Source organism: Fructilactobacillus sp. X7R9C1 (genome assembly GCF_059901005.1).
On sequence record NZ_JBWXVG010000001.1, the window covers coordinates 86,015 to 105,162 of the forward strand.

At 36.5% G+C, this 19,148-nt stretch carries 19 protein-coding genes and 1 pseudogene; 15 read left to right on the forward strand and 5 right to left on the reverse strand.

Features of this window, described 5'->3' with window-relative positions:
* The 4 genes from dnaK to AC6UD0_RS00470 all read left to right on the forward strand — a co-directional run bounded on the left by dnaK (position 1) and on the right by AC6UD0_RS00470 (position 5,572).
* Positions 1-1,860: a molecular chaperone DnaK gene (gene dnaK, locus AC6UD0_RS00455; RefSeq protein ID WP_500693834.1), complete on the forward strand. Its 1,860-nt coding sequence runs from the start codon at positions 1-3 to the stop codon at positions 1,858-1,860.
* Between the two features lie 97 nt (positions 1,861-1,957).
* Positions 1,958-3,103 carry a molecular chaperone DnaJ gene (gene dnaJ / locus AC6UD0_RS00460; RefSeq protein ID WP_500707071.1) on the forward strand — a complete coding sequence of 382 codons (1,146 nt, stop codon included), beginning with the start codon at positions 1,958-1,960 and terminating at the stop codon, positions 3,101-3,103.
* A 115-nt stretch (positions 3,104-3,218) separates the two neighbouring features.
* A complete protein-coding gene (gene lepA, locus AC6UD0_RS00465) occupies positions 3,219-5,057 on the forward strand; it encodes a translation elongation factor 4 (RefSeq protein WP_500693832.1) in 1,839 nt (612 codons plus the stop codon).
* 29 nt (positions 5,058-5,086) lie between these two features.
* Positions 5,087-5,572: a GNAT family N-acetyltransferase gene (locus AC6UD0_RS00470; protein ID WP_500707072.1), complete on the forward strand. Its 486-nt coding sequence runs from the start codon at positions 5,087-5,089 to the stop codon at positions 5,570-5,572.
* 812 nt (positions 5,573-6,384) lie between these two features.
* Here the strand turns inward: AC6UD0_RS00470 and AC6UD0_RS00475 are convergent.
* Positions 6,385-6,654 (reverse strand): hypothetical protein, encoded by a 270-nt coding sequence (locus AC6UD0_RS00475; RefSeq protein WP_500696632.1) that lies wholly within the window; start codon positions 6,652-6,654, stop codon positions 6,385-6,387.
* 294 nt (positions 6,655-6,948) lie between these two features.
* On the opposite strand from AC6UD0_RS00475, the gene pnuC reads away from it, so the two are divergent.
* Positions 6,949-7,713 (forward strand): nicotinamide riboside transporter PnuC, encoded by a 765-nt coding sequence (gene pnuC / locus AC6UD0_RS00480; protein WP_500693829.1) that lies wholly within the window; start codon positions 6,949-6,951, stop codon positions 7,711-7,713.
* A gap of 44 nt (positions 7,714-7,757) precedes the next feature.
* Here the strand turns inward: pnuC and AC6UD0_RS00485 are convergent, their stop codons facing one another.
* Both AC6UD0_RS00485 and AC6UD0_RS00490 read right to left on the reverse strand, forming a co-directional pair.
* Positions 7,758-8,540, reverse strand: coding sequence for a DNA/RNA non-specific endonuclease (locus AC6UD0_RS00485; RefSeq protein ID WP_500707790.1), 783 nt, complete (start codon positions 8,538-8,540; stop codon positions 7,758-7,760).
* Positions 8,537-8,665 (reverse strand): annotated as a pseudogene (locus tag AC6UD0_RS00490) (sunset domain-containing protein); the annotation flags it as partial. The pseudogene AC6UD0_RS00490 and the gene AC6UD0_RS00485, both read right to left, overlap by 4 nt.
* A 450-nt stretch (positions 8,666-9,115) precedes the next feature.
* On the opposite strand from AC6UD0_RS00490, the gene AC6UD0_RS00495 reads away from it, so the two are divergent.
* From AC6UD0_RS00495 to AC6UD0_RS00540, 10 genes are all read left to right on the forward strand, one after another.
* Positions 9,116-10,414, forward strand: a complete 1,299-nt coding sequence (locus tag AC6UD0_RS00495) for a Y-family DNA polymerase (RefSeq protein ID WP_500707791.1) — start codon at positions 9,116-9,118, stop codon at positions 10,412-10,414.
* Positions 10,407-10,721 (forward strand): acetyl-CoA carboxylase, encoded by a 315-nt coding sequence (locus tag AC6UD0_RS00500; RefSeq protein ID WP_500693825.1) that lies wholly within the window; start codon positions 10,407-10,409, stop codon positions 10,719-10,721. Before AC6UD0_RS00495 ends, AC6UD0_RS00500 begins: the two co-directional genes overlap by 8 nt.
* 20 nt (positions 10,722-10,741) lie before the next feature.
* Positions 10,742-11,104, forward strand: coding sequence for a hypothetical protein (locus tag AC6UD0_RS00505; RefSeq protein ID WP_500707792.1), 363 nt, complete (start codon positions 10,742-10,744; stop codon positions 11,102-11,104).
* A gap of 97 nt (positions 11,105-11,201) precedes the next feature.
* Positions 11,202-11,588 carry a VOC family protein gene (locus AC6UD0_RS00510; protein ID WP_500693823.1) on the forward strand — a complete coding sequence of 129 codons (387 nt, stop codon included), beginning with the start codon at positions 11,202-11,204 and terminating at the stop codon, positions 11,586-11,588.
* A gap of 152 nt (positions 11,589-11,740) precedes the next feature.
* The gene (locus AC6UD0_RS00515; RefSeq protein WP_500695594.1) at positions 11,741-12,064 is read left to right on the forward strand and encodes a hypothetical protein; all 324 of its coding nucleotides are present in this window, start codon (positions 11,741-11,743) and stop codon (positions 12,062-12,064) included.
* A gap of 36 nt (positions 12,065-12,100) precedes the next feature.
* The gene (gene prmA, locus AC6UD0_RS00520) at positions 12,101-13,057 is read left to right on the forward strand and encodes a 50S ribosomal protein L11 methyltransferase (protein WP_500707794.1); all 957 of its coding nucleotides are present in this window, start codon (positions 12,101-12,103) and stop codon (positions 13,055-13,057) included.
* Positions 13,058-13,801: an RsmE family RNA methyltransferase gene (locus AC6UD0_RS00525; RefSeq protein ID WP_500707796.1), complete on the forward strand. Its 744-nt coding sequence runs from the start codon at positions 13,058-13,060 to the stop codon at positions 13,799-13,801.
* Between the two features lie 6 nt (positions 13,802-13,807).
* Positions 13,808-16,033 (forward strand): RelA/SpoT family protein, encoded by a 2,226-nt coding sequence (locus tag AC6UD0_RS00530; RefSeq protein WP_500707798.1) that lies wholly within the window; start codon positions 13,808-13,810, stop codon positions 16,031-16,033.
* Positions 16,034-16,039: 6 nt separating this feature from the next.
* A complete protein-coding gene (gene dtd / locus AC6UD0_RS00535; protein ID WP_500695598.1) occupies positions 16,040-16,495 on the forward strand; it encodes a D-aminoacyl-tRNA deacylase in 456 nt (151 codons plus the stop codon).
* A 1-nt stretch (position 16,496) separates the two neighbouring features.
* Positions 16,497-17,129 carry an HAD hydrolase-like protein gene (locus AC6UD0_RS00540; protein WP_500707800.1) on the forward strand — a complete coding sequence of 211 codons (633 nt, stop codon included), beginning with the start codon at positions 16,497-16,499 and terminating at the stop codon, positions 17,127-17,129.
* Here the strand turns inward: AC6UD0_RS00540 and AC6UD0_RS00545 are convergent.
* Both AC6UD0_RS00545 and AC6UD0_RS00550 read right to left on the reverse strand, forming a co-directional pair.
* Complete coding sequence (locus tag AC6UD0_RS00545; protein WP_500701115.1) at positions 17,118-17,966, reverse strand: fructosamine kinase family protein; 849 nt, start codon at positions 17,964-17,966, stop codon at positions 17,118-17,120. The genes AC6UD0_RS00540 and AC6UD0_RS00545 overlap by 12 nt on opposite strands.
* 13 nt (positions 17,967-17,979) lie before the next feature.
* Positions 17,980-18,831 (reverse strand): N-acetylmuramoyl-L-alanine amidase family protein, encoded by an 852-nt coding sequence (locus AC6UD0_RS00550; protein WP_500693815.1) that lies wholly within the window; start codon positions 18,829-18,831, stop codon positions 17,980-17,982.
* Between the last annotated feature and the right edge of the window lie 317 nt (positions 18,832-19,148).

Genomic DNA, 19,148 nt, shown 5'->3' on the forward strand with positions numbered 1-19,148 from the left:
ATGGCAAGTAATAAAGTTATTGGAATTGATTTAGGAACAACTAATTCAGCTGCAGCCGTTATGGAAGGTAATGAACCAAAAATCATTACCAACCCAGAGGGATCAAGAACGACCCCATCAGTAGTTGCTTTTAAAGATGGCGAGATTCAAGTTGGTGAAGTTGCTAAGCGTCAAGAAATTACTAACCCAGATACTGTTGTATCAATTAAGAGTCACATGGGTGAGCAAGGATACAAAGTAAAGGCAAACGGAAAAGAATATACTCCACAACAAATTTCAGCTATGATTCTTCAATACATTAAAGGCTATGCGGAAGATTACATTGGTGACACTGTTAGTGAAGCTGTTATTACCGTTCCTGCTTACTTTAATGATGCACAACGTCAAGCTACTAAAGACGCTGGTAAAATTGCTGGGCTTGATGTTAAGAGAATTATTAACGAACCTACTGCTGCTTCACTTGCATATGGTTTAGACAAAAAAGATAAAGATGAAAAAATCTTGGTTTATGATTTAGGTGGAGGTACTTTTGATGTTTCCGTCCTTGAATTAGGTGACGGAGTCTTCCAAGTTCTTTCAACTAATGGTGATACTCACTTAGGTGGGGATGACTTTGATAAGAGAATCATGGACTGGTTAATCGATAACTTCAAGAAGGAAAATGGGGTTGACCTTTCGAAGGATAAGATGGCTTTACAACGTTTGAAAGACGCTGCTGAAAAAGCTAAGAAAGACTTGTCAGGTGTAACTCAAACTGAAATCTCACTTCCATTCATTTCTTCTGGTGAAAATGGTCCGCTTCATTTACAAACCACGCTTACACGTGCTAAGTTTAACGAATTAACTTCTGACTTAGTTGAAAAGACTAAGGCTCCTTTAGACAATGCTTTGAAGGATGCTGGACTTTCAGCTAGTGATATTGACCAAGTAATTCTTAATGGTGGTTCAACTAGAATTCCTGCTGTTCAAGAGGAAGTTCAAAAGTGGACTGGTAAAGAACCAAGTCATTCAATCAACCCCGATGAAGCTGTTGCTTTAGGTGCAGCTATTCAGGGTGGAGTAATTACTGGTGACGTTAAGGATGTTGTTTTACTTGATGTTACTCCACTATCACTTGGTATTGAAACGATGGGTGGGGTATTCACTAAGTTAATCGATAGAAATACAACCATCCCAACTTCCAAGTCACAGACTTTCTCAACTGCTGCTGATAATCAAACGGCCGTTGACATTCATGTTTTGCAAGGTGAACGTCCAATGGCTGCTGATGATAAATCATTAGGTCGATTCCAATTAACTGATATTCCTGCAGCACCAAGAGGTGTTCCTCAAATCGAAGTTACCTTTGATATCGATAAAAACGGAATTGTAAATGTTTCTGCTAAAGATAAGGGAACTGGAAAACAGCAAAAAATCACCATCAAAGATTCCAATGGTCTATCAGACGACGAAATCGATAAGATGATGAAAGAAGCCGAAGCAAATGAAGATGCCGACAAGGAAAAGAAGAACAAGGTTGATCTAGATAATGAAGTTGACCAATTGATCTTCCAGACTGATAAGACATTGAAAGATGTTAAAGGCAAAGTTTCAGATGATGAGATTAAAGCCGCTCAGGATGCTGAAGACGAACTCAAAAAAGCTAAAGAAGATGGCGATACTGATGCAATGAAGACTAAAAAGGATGCTTTGAACGAAAAAGTTCAAGCATTAGCGGTTAAATTGTATCAACAAAACCAAGGCCAAGCTGATCAAGGACAACAAGGTGGAAATAATGCTAACGGTGGATCATCTAATGGAAATGATGATAATACTGTTAATGGTGACTACCATGAAGTTCATGATGATGACAACAAGTAATTGTGGCAGTTGATGCTATTAACAATTGATGAAAAGCTAAAGTCAGTTTGATGGGCTTTGGCTTTTTGTTGTATTATTTGAGCTTGGAGGCGAACTAATGGCTAATAAAGATTATTACAAAGTATTAGGCGTGGACAAAAGCGCCAGTGAAGATGACATTAAGCATGCCTATCGAAAATTATCAAAAAAATACCATCCAGATATTAATAAAGCTCCAGATGCAGAGGCAAAGTTTAAGGAAATAACCGAAGCATATGAAGTTTTAGGTGACAAAAAGAAACGAGCCAATTATGACCAGTATGGTTCAGCTGATGGTCCCCAAGGATTTGGAGGCTTTGGTGGCGGAGCCGGTGCTGGTGCAGGCGGACAAGATGCCGGATTTGGTGACTTTTCTGATATTTTCAATGATATTTTTGGTGGTGGCGGAAGACGTCGTCAAGCTGACCCAACTGCACCACGTCGTGGACGAGATTTGCAATATCAGATGACACTTACATTTGATGAAGCTGTTTTTGGGACTAAAAAGACCATTAAGTATAATCGTGAAGAAACTTGTCCGACCTGCCATGGCACTGGGGCTAAGCCCGGGACTAAACCAGAGACTTGTTCTAACTGTCATGGAAGCGGTTATGTTACTAAAACGGTTAATACCCCGCTCGGTCAGATGCAGACCCAGGAACCATGTCCAGTTTGTGGCGGCACTGGAAAAGTAATTAAAGAGAAGTGCCCAACCTGCGGTGGTACTGGAAAAGTTGAGAAACAACATTCTCTTGAAGTTACGGTCCCTGCTGGTGTCGAAGAGGGACAGCAAATGCACATGCAGGGTCAAGGTGATGCCGGTGAAAATGGCGGTCCTTATGGTGACTTGTACGTGATCTTTAGAGTTCTTCAAAGCAAGTACTTTAGAAGAGACGGATCTACTATCTACTTTGATCAACCAATTTCATTTGCCACTGCTGGTTTAGGTGGAGAAATTAAAGTTAAAACCGTTCATGGTGACGTTGATTTGAAAATTCCTGCAGGCACCCAGACTGGGACGGTCTTCCGTTTAAGAGGGAAAGGTGCGCCTAAACTTCATGGAAATGGTAATGGTGACGAAATGGTAAAAGTTAAGGTTCAGACGCCAAAGAAACTTAACTCTAAACAAAAAGTTGCTTTACAAGCCTTAGCTGAAGCTAGTGGTGATACTAATGTTGAAGAAGGCAAGAATTTCTTTGATAAAATGAAAGATGCTTTTAAATAAACAAATAAAGGAGCGGTTTAAAGACCGCTCCTTTATTTGTTTGTTATACATATATCGGGTTGTTATAATAATAGTAACGACTTGGACGAATTAATAATGAAAGTAGGAAAATATCGTGGATTATAAAAAAATGAAGGAAAAGCAACGCCGGACGAGGAATTTTGCTATTGTTGCTCATATTGATCACGGTAAGTCAACTTTAGCCGACCGAATTTTGGAGTTGACTGACACAGTTTCTAAAAGGGACATGCAAGATCAAATTTTGGATAATATGGATTTGGAACGGGAACGTGGAATTACCATCAAGTTAAATGCGGTTGAGTTAACTTATCATGGTAAGGATGGGATTGATTATGTATTTCATTTGATTGATACTCCCGGACACGTAGACTTTTCTTATGAAGTTTCTAGGAGTCTGGCTGCTTGTGAGGGTGCCTTACTGGTTGTTGATGCCACTCAGGGAGTCCAAGCGCAAACCTTAGCTAACGTTTATTTGGCTTTGGATGATGACCTTGAAATTATTCCTGTCATTAATAAAATTGATTTGCCTTCAGCAGAGCCCGAGAAAACTAAAAAAGAGATTGAAGATGTTATTGGATTAGATACCTCTGATGCGGTTGAGATTAGTGCTAAGACTGGACTCGGGGTTGAGAACTTATTAGAGGAAATTGTTAAAAAGATTCCTGCTCCAAAGGGAAATATTGAGGGTCCGCTTAAGGCGTTGGTTTTTGATTCAGTTTACGATGATTATCGTGGCGTAGTACTAAGTGTTCGTTTGTATGATGGAGTCGTAAAGCCTGGAGATCAAATTCGCTTGATGAACAGTGGAAGTGAATATGAAGTCACAGAAGTTGGTGTTAACTCGCCGAAGCCACTTCAACGAAAGTACTTAATGGCTGGGGATGTGGGATACATTACTGCCAGCATTAAAGATATCACTAAAACGCGAGTTGGCGATACAGTTACTGACGCAAACAATCCAACTGATAAAGCTCTACCAGGATACCGTGAAATGATTCCCATGGTTTATGCTGGATTGTATCCAACTGATAATGCGAAGTTTGGTGATTTAAGGGAAGCACTTGAAAAACTTAAACTAAACGATGCTTCACTTGAATTTGAGCCGGAATCGTCTGAAGCACTGGGCTTTGGATTTCGTTGTGGGTTCCTTGGATTACTTCACATGGACGTGGTTCAGGAACGTCTGGAACGCGAGTTTGGGCTGGATTTAATTACTACGGCTCCGTCAGTAACTTATCATGTGGATTTAAATGATGGAAGTACACTTGAAGTTGAAAATCCATCTGAAATGCCAGATGTATCAGCAATTAAGGATATTAAGGAACCATTTGTTAAGGCTAGTATCATGGTGCCAAACGATTATGTTGGTGCTGTGATGGAAATGTGTCAAGATCGACGTGGTCAGTTTGTCACGATGGAGTATCTAGACGATGCCAGAGTGAATGTCATTTATCAAATGCCCTTATCAGAAATTATTTTTAATTTTTTCGACAAATTAAAATCAAGTACGCATGGTTATGCATCACTTGACTATGAATTATCTGAGTATCGACAAAGTGATCTAGTTAAAGTGGATATTCTATTGAACGGTGATAAGGTCGATGCTTTAAGTTTTATTTCCCATAAACAGTTTGCTGCCGGCCGAAGTCGTGAAATTGTTAAAAAACTCAAGAGTATTATCCCAAGACAAAATTTTGAAATTCCAATTCAAGCAGCAATTGGCGCTACCATTATTGCTAGGACTAATATTAAAGCTTATCGAAAAGATGTGACATCTAGAATTCATACTGGTGACCCTGATCGAAGAGCGAAGTTACTTGAGAAGCAAAAACGTGGGAAAAAGCGGATGAAAGCGGTTGGAAAGGTTGATATTCCCCAAGAAGCCTTCATGGCTGTCTTACAAACTGATGAAGACCAAAAAAGCGACAAATAGTAGTTGCCGCTTTTTTGATACTAACAATTATGGGTTATAATAAGTTAAATTTGATGATTGGAAGTGAATATATGTGGATGGTAAAGTCATTTGATCAATTAACTTTGAACGAATTATTTGATATTTATCAACTGAGATGCGAGGTGTTTGTAGTAGAACAAAAGATTACTTTGCAGGATATTGATGATAATGACAAGAAGGCATGGCATGTTTTTTTGCTTAACGATCAAAATCACGTTATTGCTTATGGTCGAATATATAAACAAGATTACTATATAACTTTTGGAAGAATTGCTGTTTCTGCCGAACAACGTGGGAAACATTTGGGAACAAAATTAGTTCAGAGAGTGATGAGGGTTATTAAAGAAAAATATCCTCATAAAGAGATTATTATTGAGGCACAAAAATACGTTGAAAATTTATATGCTTCATTTGGCTTTCGACCAGAAGGAGAAGTTTTCATTGAGGGAAATGTTGAACATGTAAATATGGCCCACGAACCGCTTTTTAAATAATAATTATGATATTTTAAAAATTAAAATTTATTATTTTATTTAGTACTAAAAACCACTATTATAGAATAGTGGTTTTTTAGTTTAAATGATATTATTCTTTCCGTTAATTGTTAATAAATTTCATGAAATGCCGGTATTATGATTATGAAAATCATTAGTTAATGTTATGGATTACACAATTGGATTGAGTACACTAATGAAGTGATATGACTAACTTTTCCAACTATCAAACGAAAGGGTTCTTTGTTTTTAATTATGAATTGCCACTATTAATCCCGTTGTCATGGGTGTTAAGATATGTGATATGGGAAACAATATAATTGTAAAAATTTCTTAGAAAAATTTTTTATAAGATAAAAATTGCTTTATGATTAGTCTTTGTGTTCTCTTATAAGGAGTATATTTTGATATTTTTTACTTATATACTTGATTAGTAACAGCTAATATAATATACTGTAAAAGTAAGGTAAAGATTAAAGAATTCACGCCAGGGGATTTGAATGTACAAAAAAAGCACTCAAATAGAGTGCTTTCTACGATTAGAGAGGTTCAAGAACTGTAGCATAGTTATGAGAAGTAACAATCTAATAAGTAAAGATCTATGAAATAAAAGAGCACACGTGTCTAAGACTAATAAGCAGTAGGAGTGGAAAGCCTTAGCTGATGTGAATGTTGAGAATGTGACAGAAATTTATTACCTCTCTAATCTACACTCTATATTTAATCACACTTTACGAAATTTTACCAGGGAATTCTCATAATTATGATGCTTATTTACCAAAGAAGTACTATCTGTTAGGTAGTACTTCTTTTTATTTTGGAATTGCCATGAACACAACCGTATTATTTGATGGGAATGAGTTCTTTTCACCGAATTCATCAAAGGAAATACTTTCACCAGGAGCTCCCAATTCATGTTTAGCGTCTTTTGTAATGGTTAAAAGATGTTCATGATCACGATCAATATCGTCAAGGGTGACGGCGTCTAATTCTACTTTTTCACCAGATGGCATTTTTACGGTAACTTTTCTAAGATCATGAACTCCATCGGCTTTGATTGCAAATGGGACATTTACTAGCATGTTATTTCCTCCTTTATACTTCATTATTCATTATACATATTTTTTGTTTGCATTTACAATATCTTTTATATTTTATAAATGATACATTTATCTTAATTTGTCACACTTTGAATTTTTTTATCAATTTCTCTCTTATGATCGAATAAAAAATGAAGCTATAAAAATAAAAAAATTTTTTTATGGACCAATGTTGGGCCAATTTATAAAAGTTAGGGTTGTTAGCAAATTTGTTTAGAGATTATAAGTGTGTAATGATGAAAAGTGAATTCAAATTTGTCGAAGGGATGATTATTTATGTCAGAGAAAAACAACATTGCGGCTTATGACATATTAAAGCCTAATTGGTATGTCAATCAGATGAAAGGTTGGAGCTTTAAAAGCTATTTGTTGCTCCTATTTGGTTTGGGAGTCATTGCTGGATCAACTGTCACACAACCACTTTCGTTTATTGCGATTATGACGATGTTAGCGGGGATGCTCGGATTTACTACTACCATTTCAATTACTAATACGAAACCATTAAATGGAATTTTTGGTTTGATTAGTGCTTTGATTTATATCTATGTTGCATTCACTGCTAAGAATTACAATGATATTATTCTCCAAACTACATACATTGTACTTTTGGATATTCCGGTCTTGTTAATTCCTAGTTGGGCTACTAATGTTGATGAACATATTAAGAAATTGACTGTTAAGGGTAACCTTAAAAAAACGTTTATGAATTGGGGGTTGACAGCTCTTTTCTTTGTTGTAGTATTAGGAGCTTTATATGCCTGGGAGCATGGATACAGTGATAGCCCTCGTCCTTTTGTAGATAGTTTTGCGGCCACAATTGGAATTACTGGTGCTTTACTTACGACTTTAAGGTTTCGGGATACTTATTATTTCTGGCTTGCCCAGGGGATTTTCTCGATTATTCTGTGGGGCATTACTGCATATCAGGGTGGTGCCAATTGGACGTTATTCTTAACTTACATTTTGTACTTATGTAATGACTTGTTAAGCTTTTTTGACAAAAACATTGCATGGTTCCATACGAAACCAACCAATCATTAATATTTAAATTGAAAGGACAGTGACTAGATGGTCACTGTCCTTTTTTATGATTTGGTACTGTATCCAGTTTGATAATTAATATTGTATCCTGGCTCGACGTTAAAAATGTACACGTTAAAGTGAATTTGATTACTTCCGACTGATTGGGCTCTCATTTGGACACCACGACTAAGTAATTCATTATTTCGATAAATCGGAGTGACCTGATATCTAACGTAGTTATTTGGATTTTCTTTTAGATAAGTAGCAATATCATCCTCATGATAAAGCATTAATGGGGAATTTAACGTCCTTGTCCCAGTTATTAAGTTTTTGGGATTATTGTTTTCACCACATAGTTGGTAACCAATCAGATGACTTCGGTTATATAACCAACCACTGTTGGTGTGTTTATTGTGCCATCCAGTGGGATTAAAGGTAAGTGGTTCACGTTTCTTAGTTGGCATTGTTTTAACGTTTAACATACCGTTAGCATCGGTGGCTCGGTTAAGATGATCAAGGTTACTAAATCGTAACCAGGGGCGTTTATTATGCAATTCTTCAGTAGAAAAATTAGGATTATTGTGATCAACTTCTACTTCTTGATTTCCGTCGTAATTTAAATCACTTAATTTTAAATCTGGTGCATGTTTCAATTGGTATTGAAGTTTTTTAAGCTTTGATTTTTTAGTGTCAAGTTGCCCTTGAAGTTGATTAATGCTTTTTTCAAGTTGCTGGGTATTTTCATTATCATGAAGGCTTTTGTGTTCGTTTGAATTGGTTTGTTGTGAACATCCAGCAAGTAATAAGGATAATACCATGATTGGAAATAGCAGGAACTTTTTCATCGTTTAGCCCTCCGATATCCAGCTGCTTGTGCGTCTGCCTCCGAGTTAAAGTAGATGATGTTTTGGCTGTTCATGTTGTAACCAGTTTGGCCGGGGACATGATAAATGTGTGAATTTTTATTTCCAACGACTCGCTGAGCGTTTGAAGTATTGATGTCATTGCTATTACTTTGATTTTGATGCTTTGGTGTAGGTCTTGTTTTTAAGGCATCAGAGTCGACTGTTTTGACATTTGAGACTGGGTTAATCGATACATATCTACTGTTTAGATCATTTTCCGTATGATTGATCTGTTTTGATAGTTGTTGATTCTGTTCAATGAGTGCTTTTTTCTGGGAAATTAATTCTGATCTACTAGATTTTGAAGCAGACAGAATTACTGCCGGAGTAGTGAATAGTAATGAGGTACAGCCGATTAATATTATTGCTTTCTTAATTCGATGCATGGCTATTATGCTCCGTTTCTACTTAATATAATTAGAATATCATAAAAAATAAAAGCAAAAAATTATATTTACAAAGCAAATGAAAGATAGTAATATTTAATACGAACAGATGTTCGGGTAGGTGATATTTTGAATTATGATGATGAACCTCATGGTGTTTACTTTTTCATTGATAATAAGTCTTTTTATGCAAGTTGTGAGAGTGTTAAACGTGGACTTAATCCACTTCGTTCGATTTTGGTGGTTATGTCGGAACAAGCTAATACAAATGGCGGATTAATACTGGCAGCTTCTCCTATGGCAAAAAAGTTATTTGGGATTAGCAACGTTAGTCGTCAGCGTGATCTTCCTGACGATGAAAGGTTGTTGATTGTTCCTCCACGAATGAACTTATACATTGAAAAGAATCTACAAATTAATGATATTTTTGCTGAATTTACCGATGAACATGACATTTTGCCATACTCAATTGACGAGTCATTATTGGATATGACTCATACTTGGAGGTTGTTTGGTAGTAGTTTGAGGGAAGTGGCTCTTAAAATTCAAGAGGAGGTCAGAAGCCGTTTAGGACTGTATACAACGGTTGGGATTGGTGACAATCCCGTTCAAGCTAAGCTAGCGTTAGACGTTTATGCGAAGCATGATTACGACCTGATTGGTGAGATTCATTACGAAGATGTTCCTGATAAGATTTGGAATATCAATAGATTAACGGATGTTTGGGGAATTGGAAAAAGAACAAAAGTCCATCTAAAGCGACTTCATATTAATAATATGTATGAATTGGCGCATGCTAACCCGTATCTGTTGAAAGAAAAAATGGGAGTCATTGGATTACAGCTATTTGCCACTGCATGGGGAATTGATCGAAGTAACTTGAGACAACCCCTGCATACTAAAGAAAAAAGTTACAGTAATTCTCAGGTACTTCCACGTGATTACGTTAAGCGGGATGAGATTGAAGTTGTTATTAGAGAAATTGCGAGTCAGGTTGCTTCACGAATTCGTAATCATGGACTGCAAGCCGGATGTGTGACGTTATGGGTTGGCTTTTCTTTTTCAATAAAACAGCTTATTGGTAGCAATGGTTTTTCTCAGTCAATGAAAGTTGAACCAACAGATGATGATCATGACCTTGGTCGTTATTTAATTGAATTGTTTGAAAGAAACTGGCACGGTGAAGTTGTGCGAAATATTGGAGTTGACTACAGTCATCTCTCAAATAAGGTTGGAGAACAATTAAACCTATTTAAGGATAATCAAAATATGATTAAGCAAAATGTGTTAAATAAAACCGGTGATCAAATTCGAAAACGGTTTGGTAACACGGCTTTATTAAATGCCAATAGTTTGTGTGTCGGTGCTACCGCAATTTCAAGATCTAATTTGGTTGGCGGACACAATGGAGGCAATTCTTATGAGTAATGATGTGATTTTTATTGGGAATCAAGTTTTATCCCATATTAATCATCTATTTTTGCGAATTCCTAAGACCCGCTACTGGATGATGATTGTTAATAACACTTTTGATAAAGAGTACGATTGGTTTTTGAGTTCTAAGAAGAAGTATCAACAGGAGCGATCGCAACCAATCTATGTTATTTCTGATTACGACTTGGAACTTTTAGAAAAGGTAGTTAACTATGTAACTGAATATAACCTGTTAACCATTTATTATCGTAATTTTGATGACATGGTTTGGCCTGATTCACAGAAGAAAATTCAAGATTAACTTAAAGTTAGGAGAACGTTATGAACGAAGAAGCTGTACATGATTTTTTTAAGTTTGATTATCATGATCGTGGGATTAAAAAATGGCAGGGTTATTTTTTATCAGATCATACCAGTAAACTAAATCAAATAAAGAAAGAAAAGGATAATGAGCAAACCAGAAAATTAGATGATCAGATGGATCACTCAAAAATTGATGAAATTCTGCAAAAATCGTTTGTCAGTCGACTGAGAGTGGAACTACAGTATGCTTATTATGACAAAAACGAACTAAAAGTGGAACAAATTATCGGTAGGATGAAAGGGTATTATAAGAACTTAGTAATTGTGGGAGACCAAATTCTTAAATGGAATGAAATTGTGAATGCTAAATTAATAAAATAAACTAGGATGATGGCTTTATTATTTATCATTAATGTCTTACAATGTAGTTGTTAGAGATTTCACATATGGTGAAAAATATATCATAAGGAGAATTATTATGGCACTTAGTAATTACTTTACCGGCATCCAACATGTTGGTATTCCAGCAAAAGATTTAGATGAAACGATTGATTTTTATAAGAAGTTAGGTTTTGATAAAGCTGGTCAATTCATGTATCAAGGAAATCGTTGTGCTTTTATGAAGTATGGCAATTTAATGATTGAGACATGGGAGGGCGATCCAGTTGCTGATAAAGATGGCGCTATTAACCATATCTCATTAAACACTACTGATGCTGACGCAGCGTTTAAAGAAGCTAAGAAAATGGGCTTAGATGTTCAGGAAGATGAAATTGATACTCGTCCATTCTGGGATAAGGGAATCCGTTTCTTTAACATTTATGGGCCTAACCACGAAAAAATTGAATTCTGTCAAATTGTTTAGTTTATAGTTTGAATGTTTATATTAAGACGTGGCGATACACGTCTTTTTGTTTGCTGGAAGTTAGATGCTTGCCAATTAAATATATCTCCATTATGATATAGACTAAAGGCTTTAAGAACGAGTTTTATTAAAAATATGAGAGGAGGATGAATATGTTAGATCAAACTAAAAGGTTTTTGCGCGATCAAGGATATCATTACAAAAAAACATATATCAGACCGTTAATTACTCCAGATAACGTCTATGTATTTCGCTTCGGTAAAGATAATTTAAATAATCGGCTCATTATTCGTTATGGCCATGGATGGACAGGGCGACAAAGAATTAAGGAAATTGATCTTCGATTGCATAAACAAAAGCATCCTCGAATTTTTAAGACAGAACGAGGATTGCTTAAGTATTTGGCTGGTCATTTGAAACAACACGAGCAGAAGCTTAAAAAAATTGAGGACAATAAAAATAATGCATCCAATTAACGGGTGCTTTTTTTATAAAAAGAATGAGGGATAACAATGAACTTAGTCGAGATTTCAGTTGAAACCAGTCACGAAGCAGTTGATGCGGTCGCTAATATTTTAATGGATCTTGGAGCAAATGGGGTTCAGATTAATGATAGAAATGATTATGAGGTTTTAAAACGAGAATCTAATTGGGATCAGTATGAATTGGGAGATTCTAAAGCTGATAACGATCTAGTTAACGCTAAAGTAAGTGCTTATTTTCAGGATGATATTGAGGTAGATGCGACCGTAAAAAAGATTCATGAAAAAGTTGCTGATTTAACGCGGTTCGGTTTGAATCCTGGTAAAAATGTGATAAATGTTCATGATGTAAAAGATGAGGATTGGGCGACATCTTGGGAAAAGTATTATCATCCAGAACGGGTGACACGATTTTTAACCGTTGTCCCAAGTTGGGAAGACTATGATGTCAAAAGCTCTGACGAGTTGATGGTAAAATTAGACCCTGGAATGGCATTTGGAACCGGCACCCATCCTACTACTAAACTTGCCATGCAAGCACTTGAGATTGTTATTAGAGGAAACGAAAGAGTGTTTGACGTTGGAACTGGATCTGGAGTGCTATGTATTGCAGCGAGGAAACTTGGTGCTGGCAATATAAATGCTTATGATGTCGATAAGGTGGCCGTTAAATCAGCTGAAAAAAACATTGAATTGAATTCTGGGATGAAGGGAATCAACGTTAGTGTTAATAATTTGTTAAATGGAATCGATGAAAAAGCAGATATTGTGGTAGCTAATATTTTAGCTGAGATTATCATTCCGTTAATCCCGCAAGCAGAACAATGTTTAAATGAAGGTGGCGTGTTCATTACTTCCGGTATTATTGCCGATAAATTAGAGCTAGTGATTGACGCGCTAAAAAAACATCATTTTAAGGTTGATCAAATTTTAAGTATGGATGATTGGCGATCAGTAATTGCAAAGAAAGATATTGAGGTTAATTAATTGCAACACTACTTTTTAGATAAGCCACTAAAAGTGGGTCAAATTGTTAAACTTCCAAACGATGTGACACATCATTTTGTTGGGGTTATAAGAGCAAAAGCTGGAACCAAGGCTGAGTTTGTTTCTAGTCAAAATATTATTTATATTGGGGAATTAGTTGATGAAACGGCCTCAACAATTAAGATTGTTGATGTAACTAGTCAAAATACTGAACTTCCGGTTAAAGTAACGATTATTTGTGGAATCCCGAAGGCGAGCAAAGCCGACCTCATCACGCAAAAGGCAACCGAAATGGGGGTCAGTGAGATTATTTTTGTGCCTACTGAGTGGTCAATTGCTAAATGGGGGAATAAGGCACCGAAGAAGATTAAGAGACTTCAAAAAATCGCTCAAAGTGCTGCCGAACAATCTCACCGAAATATTATTCCAATGGTGAAGTACACCGATTCAATCACTAAGGTAAAAAAACTTAGTAGTGATCAAAAAGTTGTGGCCTATGAGGAATCGGCTAAACAGGGTGAAAACAGTAAATTGTATGAATGTGTGTCGGAAATGAAGCCTGGCAAAAGCTTGACCGCTTTTTTTGGACCTGAAGGTGGAATTTCACTTAAAGAAATCGAACAATTAAAGCAAGATGGTTTTGTTCCCGTCGGATTGGGGCCGAGGATTTTGCGAACTGAATCAGCGCCTTTATATTTTTTATCAGCCGTTTCAACTATATTAGAATTAAAACAAGGTGAGTAGGATATAATGTCGAAAATTAAAGAATGGACACCACAAGAAATCTTTCGTGATGCTTCTGAGTATCTTGATGATAGTGATGTTCGAATGATAAAAAAAGCATATAAATTTGCCAAAATTGCTCATGAGGGGCAAGAACGTGCTTCTGGGCAGCCTTATATTAATCATCCTGTTGAGGTGGCAGGCATTTTAACTGATCTTCATATGGATGCAGAAACGATCACGGCTGGTTTTCTTCATGATGTGGTTGAAGACACCGGTGCAACGATTGAAGATGTTACTGAACTTTTTGGTAAACACGTTTCATTAATCGTTGATGGGGTTTCAAAGCTTAGTAAGATTAAGTATAAATCGAGTAAAGAACAACTTGCTGAAAATCACCGGAAACTATTACTAGCAATGTGCAAAGACATTCGAGTAATGATTGTTAAATTAGCGGATCGATTGCATAACATGGAAACGTTAGATGCTCTTCGCCCAGATAAGCAAAAGCGAATTGCTCAAGAAACTTTAGATATCTATGCCCCCTTAGCTGATCGGCTCGGAATTGGAACGATTAAGTGGGAATTAGAAGATCTTTCTTTGCGTTACTTAAAGCCTGATGATTATTATCAAATTGTTGATTTGATGAATTCCAAGCGGAATGAGCGAGTGGCATACGTTGATAATGCCGTAAAAAAAGTTCAACAAGCGATTAAGGGCCTGGGAATCAAGGGAGAAGTCTATGGAAGGCCTAAACATATCTACTCCATTTATCGTAAGATGCATGATAAACATAAAGATTTTAAAGAAATCTATGATTTACTAGCTGTTCGGGTGATTGTGAAATCGGTAAAGGATTGTTATGCAGTTTTAGGTGCAATCCATACTGAATGGAAACCGTTCCCAGATCGGTTTAAGGATTACATTGCAATGCCCAAGCCTAATATGTATCAATCGTTGCATACTACAGTTGTTGGTCCTGAAGGCAAACCACTTGAAATTCAAATTCGAACTGAGGAAATGCATCGAATTGCTGAATATGGTGTTGCTGCTCACTGGGCTTACAAAGAAGGTAAAAAGGACGAGGTTGAAAGTAATAAAAACAATGTTCAACTCAATCTTTTTAAAAAGATCATTGAAATTCAAGAGGAGTCAGAGGACGCCTCTGATTTCATGGATAGTGTCCAAGGGGATTTATTTAGCGACCGAGTTTATGCCTTTACTCCATCAGGTGATGTTATTGAATTACCCAAGGGGTCAATTCCGATTGATATGGCTTACTCAATTCATACGGATGTTGGTAATTCAACCACAGGGGCACGAGTTAATGGTAAATTAGTTCCCCTAGATTATGAAATTAAAAATGGAGATATTGTTGATATTATCACTTCCAGTAGCTCCGACGGTCCTGGCAAGAACTGGATGGGCATGGTTAAAACGCGTCGTGCTAAGCATAAGATTAAGCAATTTTTCAAACGGAGTAGTCACGATGATGACATTAATTCTGGAAGAGAAATACTTGAAAAAGAAATTGTCGATTCTGGATTTGATCCGGCTACCATTTTAACTGATGATAATTTATCCCGTGTTATCAATGAAATGCATTATACAAGTATCGATAATTTATATGCAGCCATTGGGTTTGGTGATATTCAACCTAACGGAGTTGTTAATCGTTTACTAGAACCAGAAAAAGATGAAATTGAGAAGAAACGACAAAAAGATGCCGAACGTGATGTATTAGAAGGTCATAAAACCATCTCACATGAGAGTGAGGACGCAGAACAAGGAAAGAAACCAGAAGATAACATCAAGATTCAAGGCGTTGACAACCTATTAGTTCATATCAGTCGTTGTTGTGATCCGGTTCCAGGAGATGACATTGAGGGATACATCACAATGGGAAATGGTATCTCAGTTCATAGAAGTAATTGTCCTAACTTAATTCAAGCAAAGAATGGTAATAATCGAATTATTAATCTTAGTTGGCGTAAAATTGATAATAATGTCATTACTTATAGTAGTGATTTAGAGATTCAAGGGTACAACCGAAGTGGTCTTTTAAACGATATCTTAAAACGAGTTAATTCTGCTACTAAGAATTTGAATTCAGTTGAAGGAAAGGTCATTCACGAAGACCTTGTTTCTATCCGAGTCTCTGTGGGCGTAAGAAATATTCAACAACTAAATCGCATTATTGATAGTGTGAGTGCTGTTCCTGATGTTTATGAAGTTAAACGAACGGAAGGATGAGGAAGATTGAAATTAGTGATTCAACGAGTTAATCATGCAAGCGTAAGTATTGATGGTAAAATAAACGGGAAAATAGGTAACGGATATATGATCTTAGTTGGGGTTACAGAATCCGATGGACAAGTGGAAATTAATCATCTTGTTCATAAGGTTGCTCATCTAAGGATTTTTGAAGATGAGCATGGCAAGATGAATTTAAACATCCAGCAAGTTAACGGCTCAATTCTTTCTGTTTCGCAATTTACATTACTTGCTGACACCAAAAAGGGAAATCGCCCAACTTTCACTGGAGCTGGTAATCCTGAGCACGCTAAACTCATTTACGAAAAGTTTAATGACGCACTCAAAGAGATCGGATTGAAAGTTGAAACTGGCGTGTTTGGTGCCGATATGAACGTTGATTTAGAGAACCATGGTCCTGCCACATTTATTTTGAATTATCAGAAAAAAGGAAAGATTTAACATGACAAATGCAGTTTGGGATTTTGATGGAACACTTTTTAATACTTACCCGTACATGGTGACTTCGTTTTGTAAGGCGTTAGCTGAGAATGGAGTGAGTGATGTTAACTTTGATCCTGAGTCAATCTATGAAGATATGCGAGTTCATTCATTGGGCTCGGCTGAGACCAAATATTGCGCTGAATTTAATCTTAATCGAGATCAATTTCTAAAAGACTATAAAAAGTTTGAAGTTGATGAAGTTATGTTAGCAAAGCCATTTAAAGGGGTTCAATCTGTTTTGTTAAAAGTTTTAAAAACGGATGGAAAGAACGGACTTTTAACTTATAGAGATGACCAAGCATTAACTCTACTTGATCATTTTGACTTAAAAAGACTGTTTACTGGTTTTGTTACTAGCAAACAGTCTTTTAAAAGGAAACCTGATCCGGGGTCTTTGAATTATTTAATTGAAAAGATGAATTTAGATCGCTCTGATACTTTTATGATTGGTGATCGACGTTTAGATGTTGATGCTGGTCATAATGCTGGAATTAAAACCATCCTTTTCGATCCTGACTACGTAATTGCTGAATCAGGAGACCCAGATTACGTAGTTCATGATTTTAACGATATGTTAAGTTTAATTAAATGAACTTAGCACGCCGTCTAATAAGGGCCCAAATGTTTCCCCAAATAATACAACGTGCATTAGTGAGTAATAGAAGCGGTACCAACCGACCCGGTTTTCAAAACCCGGTTCAATTGGATAGGTGTCATTGTAACCGCGGTAGAAATCGCGGTTAAATCCACCAAAGACGGTTGTTACACCAAGGTCATACTCACGGTCGCCAAAGTAGACGTCTGGATCAATCAACATGGGCTCATGATTAGCTGTAAAAATAGCATTCCCAGACCAGAGGTCTCCGTGGAGCAGGCTTGGGATACTGGGATGTTTTGTGTAGTAGTCAATAATTTGTTGTCTCATGACTTGGTAATGTTGGTCTCTGGAATCATTCCAGCGGCCCTTTTCTTTTGCTATTTTTACCAACGGATCAATGCGTTGTTCAACGTAGAATTTTTGCCAAGTATCTTGCCAGGTGTTATTTTTTGGTATTTTTCCAGCATCAAAGTTTTGGTCTAATCCAAACTGATCGTTATGAATTTTATGAACGTTTGCGACCATTTTACCAAGATTGTATTGGTTTCCAGAACCAACGTCAATCCAATCCAGGATTAAAAAGCCGTCACCATCAATTTCACCAGATGCTACTACCGTTGGGACGTTGGCCGCTTTCGATAACAAGTGAATTCCTTCAACTTCATGATCGAAGAATACTTTTCCACGATTAGGCTGGACCTTCATAAAATAAGTTTTATCTGGGGTTTTAACTTGGTATGAGTCATTGATGTCTCCGCCTGAAACCGGAGTTAACGATTCAACGTTCTTTAATGGTAATTGAGTAATCCAATCTTGATTTAATTTTTTCATAGTAAACTCCCTTCTAATAAGTCTTGTTTACATAATTATTGATTCCATTGGTTACATCATTTGCAACGAGATTTTGGTAACTAGCATTTTTAATCTTACTAAAGTCATGGTCATTATTAATGTATCCCATTTCGAGTAAAACCGATGGGATTGAGACATCCCTAATCACTAAATAGTTACCAACTTGGACACCACGATTATTAAGGGGAACATCATCCATATTGGAATTGATGTCAGATGCCAGTTGTTTTGATTTTCCTGAATGATAGTAGTAGCTGGTAAATCCACTTGCGGTATTATCGGTACTGGATGAATCAAAATGGAAACTCACGAAGAAATTGGCATGATTATCAGTTGAAAAATCGGGTCGTTTGTATAGGCTAACCGTCTTATCTGAATCCCTTGTCATGATAACATGCGCACCACGATTACGCAGCTTATTTGCGACTTGTTGGGCTAGTTTAAGGGTGTAGTTTTTTTCTTTTTGCCCGCTGGTTGATAGTGCACCCGAGTCACTTCCTCCATGACCAGGGTCTAAGACGATGGTGGTTTCCGATAGTTTAGTGGCTTTATTAAGCTTACGGTTATTGACTAACCAAGTGGGGACCCAACCAATCTTTTGGTTTTGATATACAACTCTGTACCAGTTGTCTTTTTCACTTAGAATTTGAAGTCTAGTTCCTTGATTAACGGTTTTGACAGTACGATATTCAATCCCTGGGCCGGATTTTATGTTTAGGTTATTAAAGCCAATACTGACATTATTTTTTATTAACATAACTAAAAGAATGATCAAGGTTGCGCCAACAATTATCAAAGTAGTGTAAAAACCGCGTTTATTTTTTATGTATAAATTTATATTCATCTTTTCGACCTCATTAATGATACGATTACTCATAATAGTATAACTTTTTGACTTTTTGTTTAAGCATATAATAAAAATATTCACTAGAATCTTGACAATTTATGTGGGTTTTATTAGTCTTAAAGTGATTTAAAATGCTGTTGACGATGAATAGTAACCGTTTAGTGGTCTGAAGAGAACGTCCAAATGCTGAGAGGGCGTGTCCTATAAATGGTAAAGACGCATCGAGGTAAAATGAATAAACAAAAGAAACTAAAAAAGGTGGTACCGTGCTAATTGCGCCCTTGTGATTACATGGTGCGCTTTTTTTATGCTTT

Coding starts and splice junctions, on each gene's coding strand:
- AC6UD0_RS00470 (WP_500707072.1), top strand. CDS start 5,087: ATGGGTTATAATAAGTTAAATTTGATGATTGGAAGTGAATATATGTGG.
- AC6UD0_RS00550 (WP_500693815.1), bottom strand. CDS start 18,831: ATGAATATAAATTTATACATAAAAAATAAACGCGGTTTTTACACTACT.
- AC6UD0_RS00515 (WP_500695594.1), top strand. CDS start 11,741: ATGTTAGATCAAACTAAAAGGTTTTTGCGCGATCAAGGATATCATTAC.
- pnuC (WP_500693829.1), top strand. CDS start 6,949: ATGTCAGAGAAAAACAACATTGCGGCTTATGACATATTAAAGCCTAAT.
- dnaK (WP_500693834.1), top strand. CDS start 1: ATGGCAAGTAATAAAGTTATTGGAATTGATTTAGGAACAACTAATTCA.
- AC6UD0_RS00475 (WP_500696632.1), bottom strand. CDS start 6,654: ATGCTAGTAAATGTCCCATTTGCAATCAAAGCCGATGGAGTTCATGAT.
- prmA (WP_500707794.1), top strand. CDS start 12,101: ATGAACTTAGTCGAGATTTCAGTTGAAACCAGTCACGAAGCAGTTGAT.
- AC6UD0_RS00510 (WP_500693823.1), top strand. CDS start 11,202: ATGGCACTTAGTAATTACTTTACCGGCATCCAACATGTTGGTATTCCA.
- dnaJ (WP_500707071.1), top strand. CDS start 1,958: ATGGCTAATAAAGATTATTACAAAGTATTAGGCGTGGACAAAAGCGCC.
- AC6UD0_RS00540 (WP_500707800.1), top strand. CDS start 16,497: ATGACAAATGCAGTTTGGGATTTTGATGGAACACTTTTTAATACTTAC.
- AC6UD0_RS00545 (WP_500701115.1), bottom strand. CDS start 17,966: ATGAAAAAATTAAATCAAGATTGGATTACTCAATTACCATTAAAGAAC.
- AC6UD0_RS00505 (WP_500707792.1), top strand. CDS start 10,742: ATGAACGAAGAAGCTGTACATGATTTTTTTAAGTTTGATTATCATGAT.
- AC6UD0_RS00485 (WP_500707790.1), bottom strand. CDS start 8,540: ATGAAAAAGTTCCTGCTATTTCCAATCATGGTATTATCCTTATTACTT.
- AC6UD0_RS00500 (WP_500693825.1), top strand. CDS start 10,407: ATGAGTAATGATGTGATTTTTATTGGGAATCAAGTTTTATCCCATATT.
- AC6UD0_RS00530 (WP_500707798.1), top strand. CDS start 13,808: ATGTCGAAAATTAAAGAATGGACACCACAAGAAATCTTTCGTGATGCT.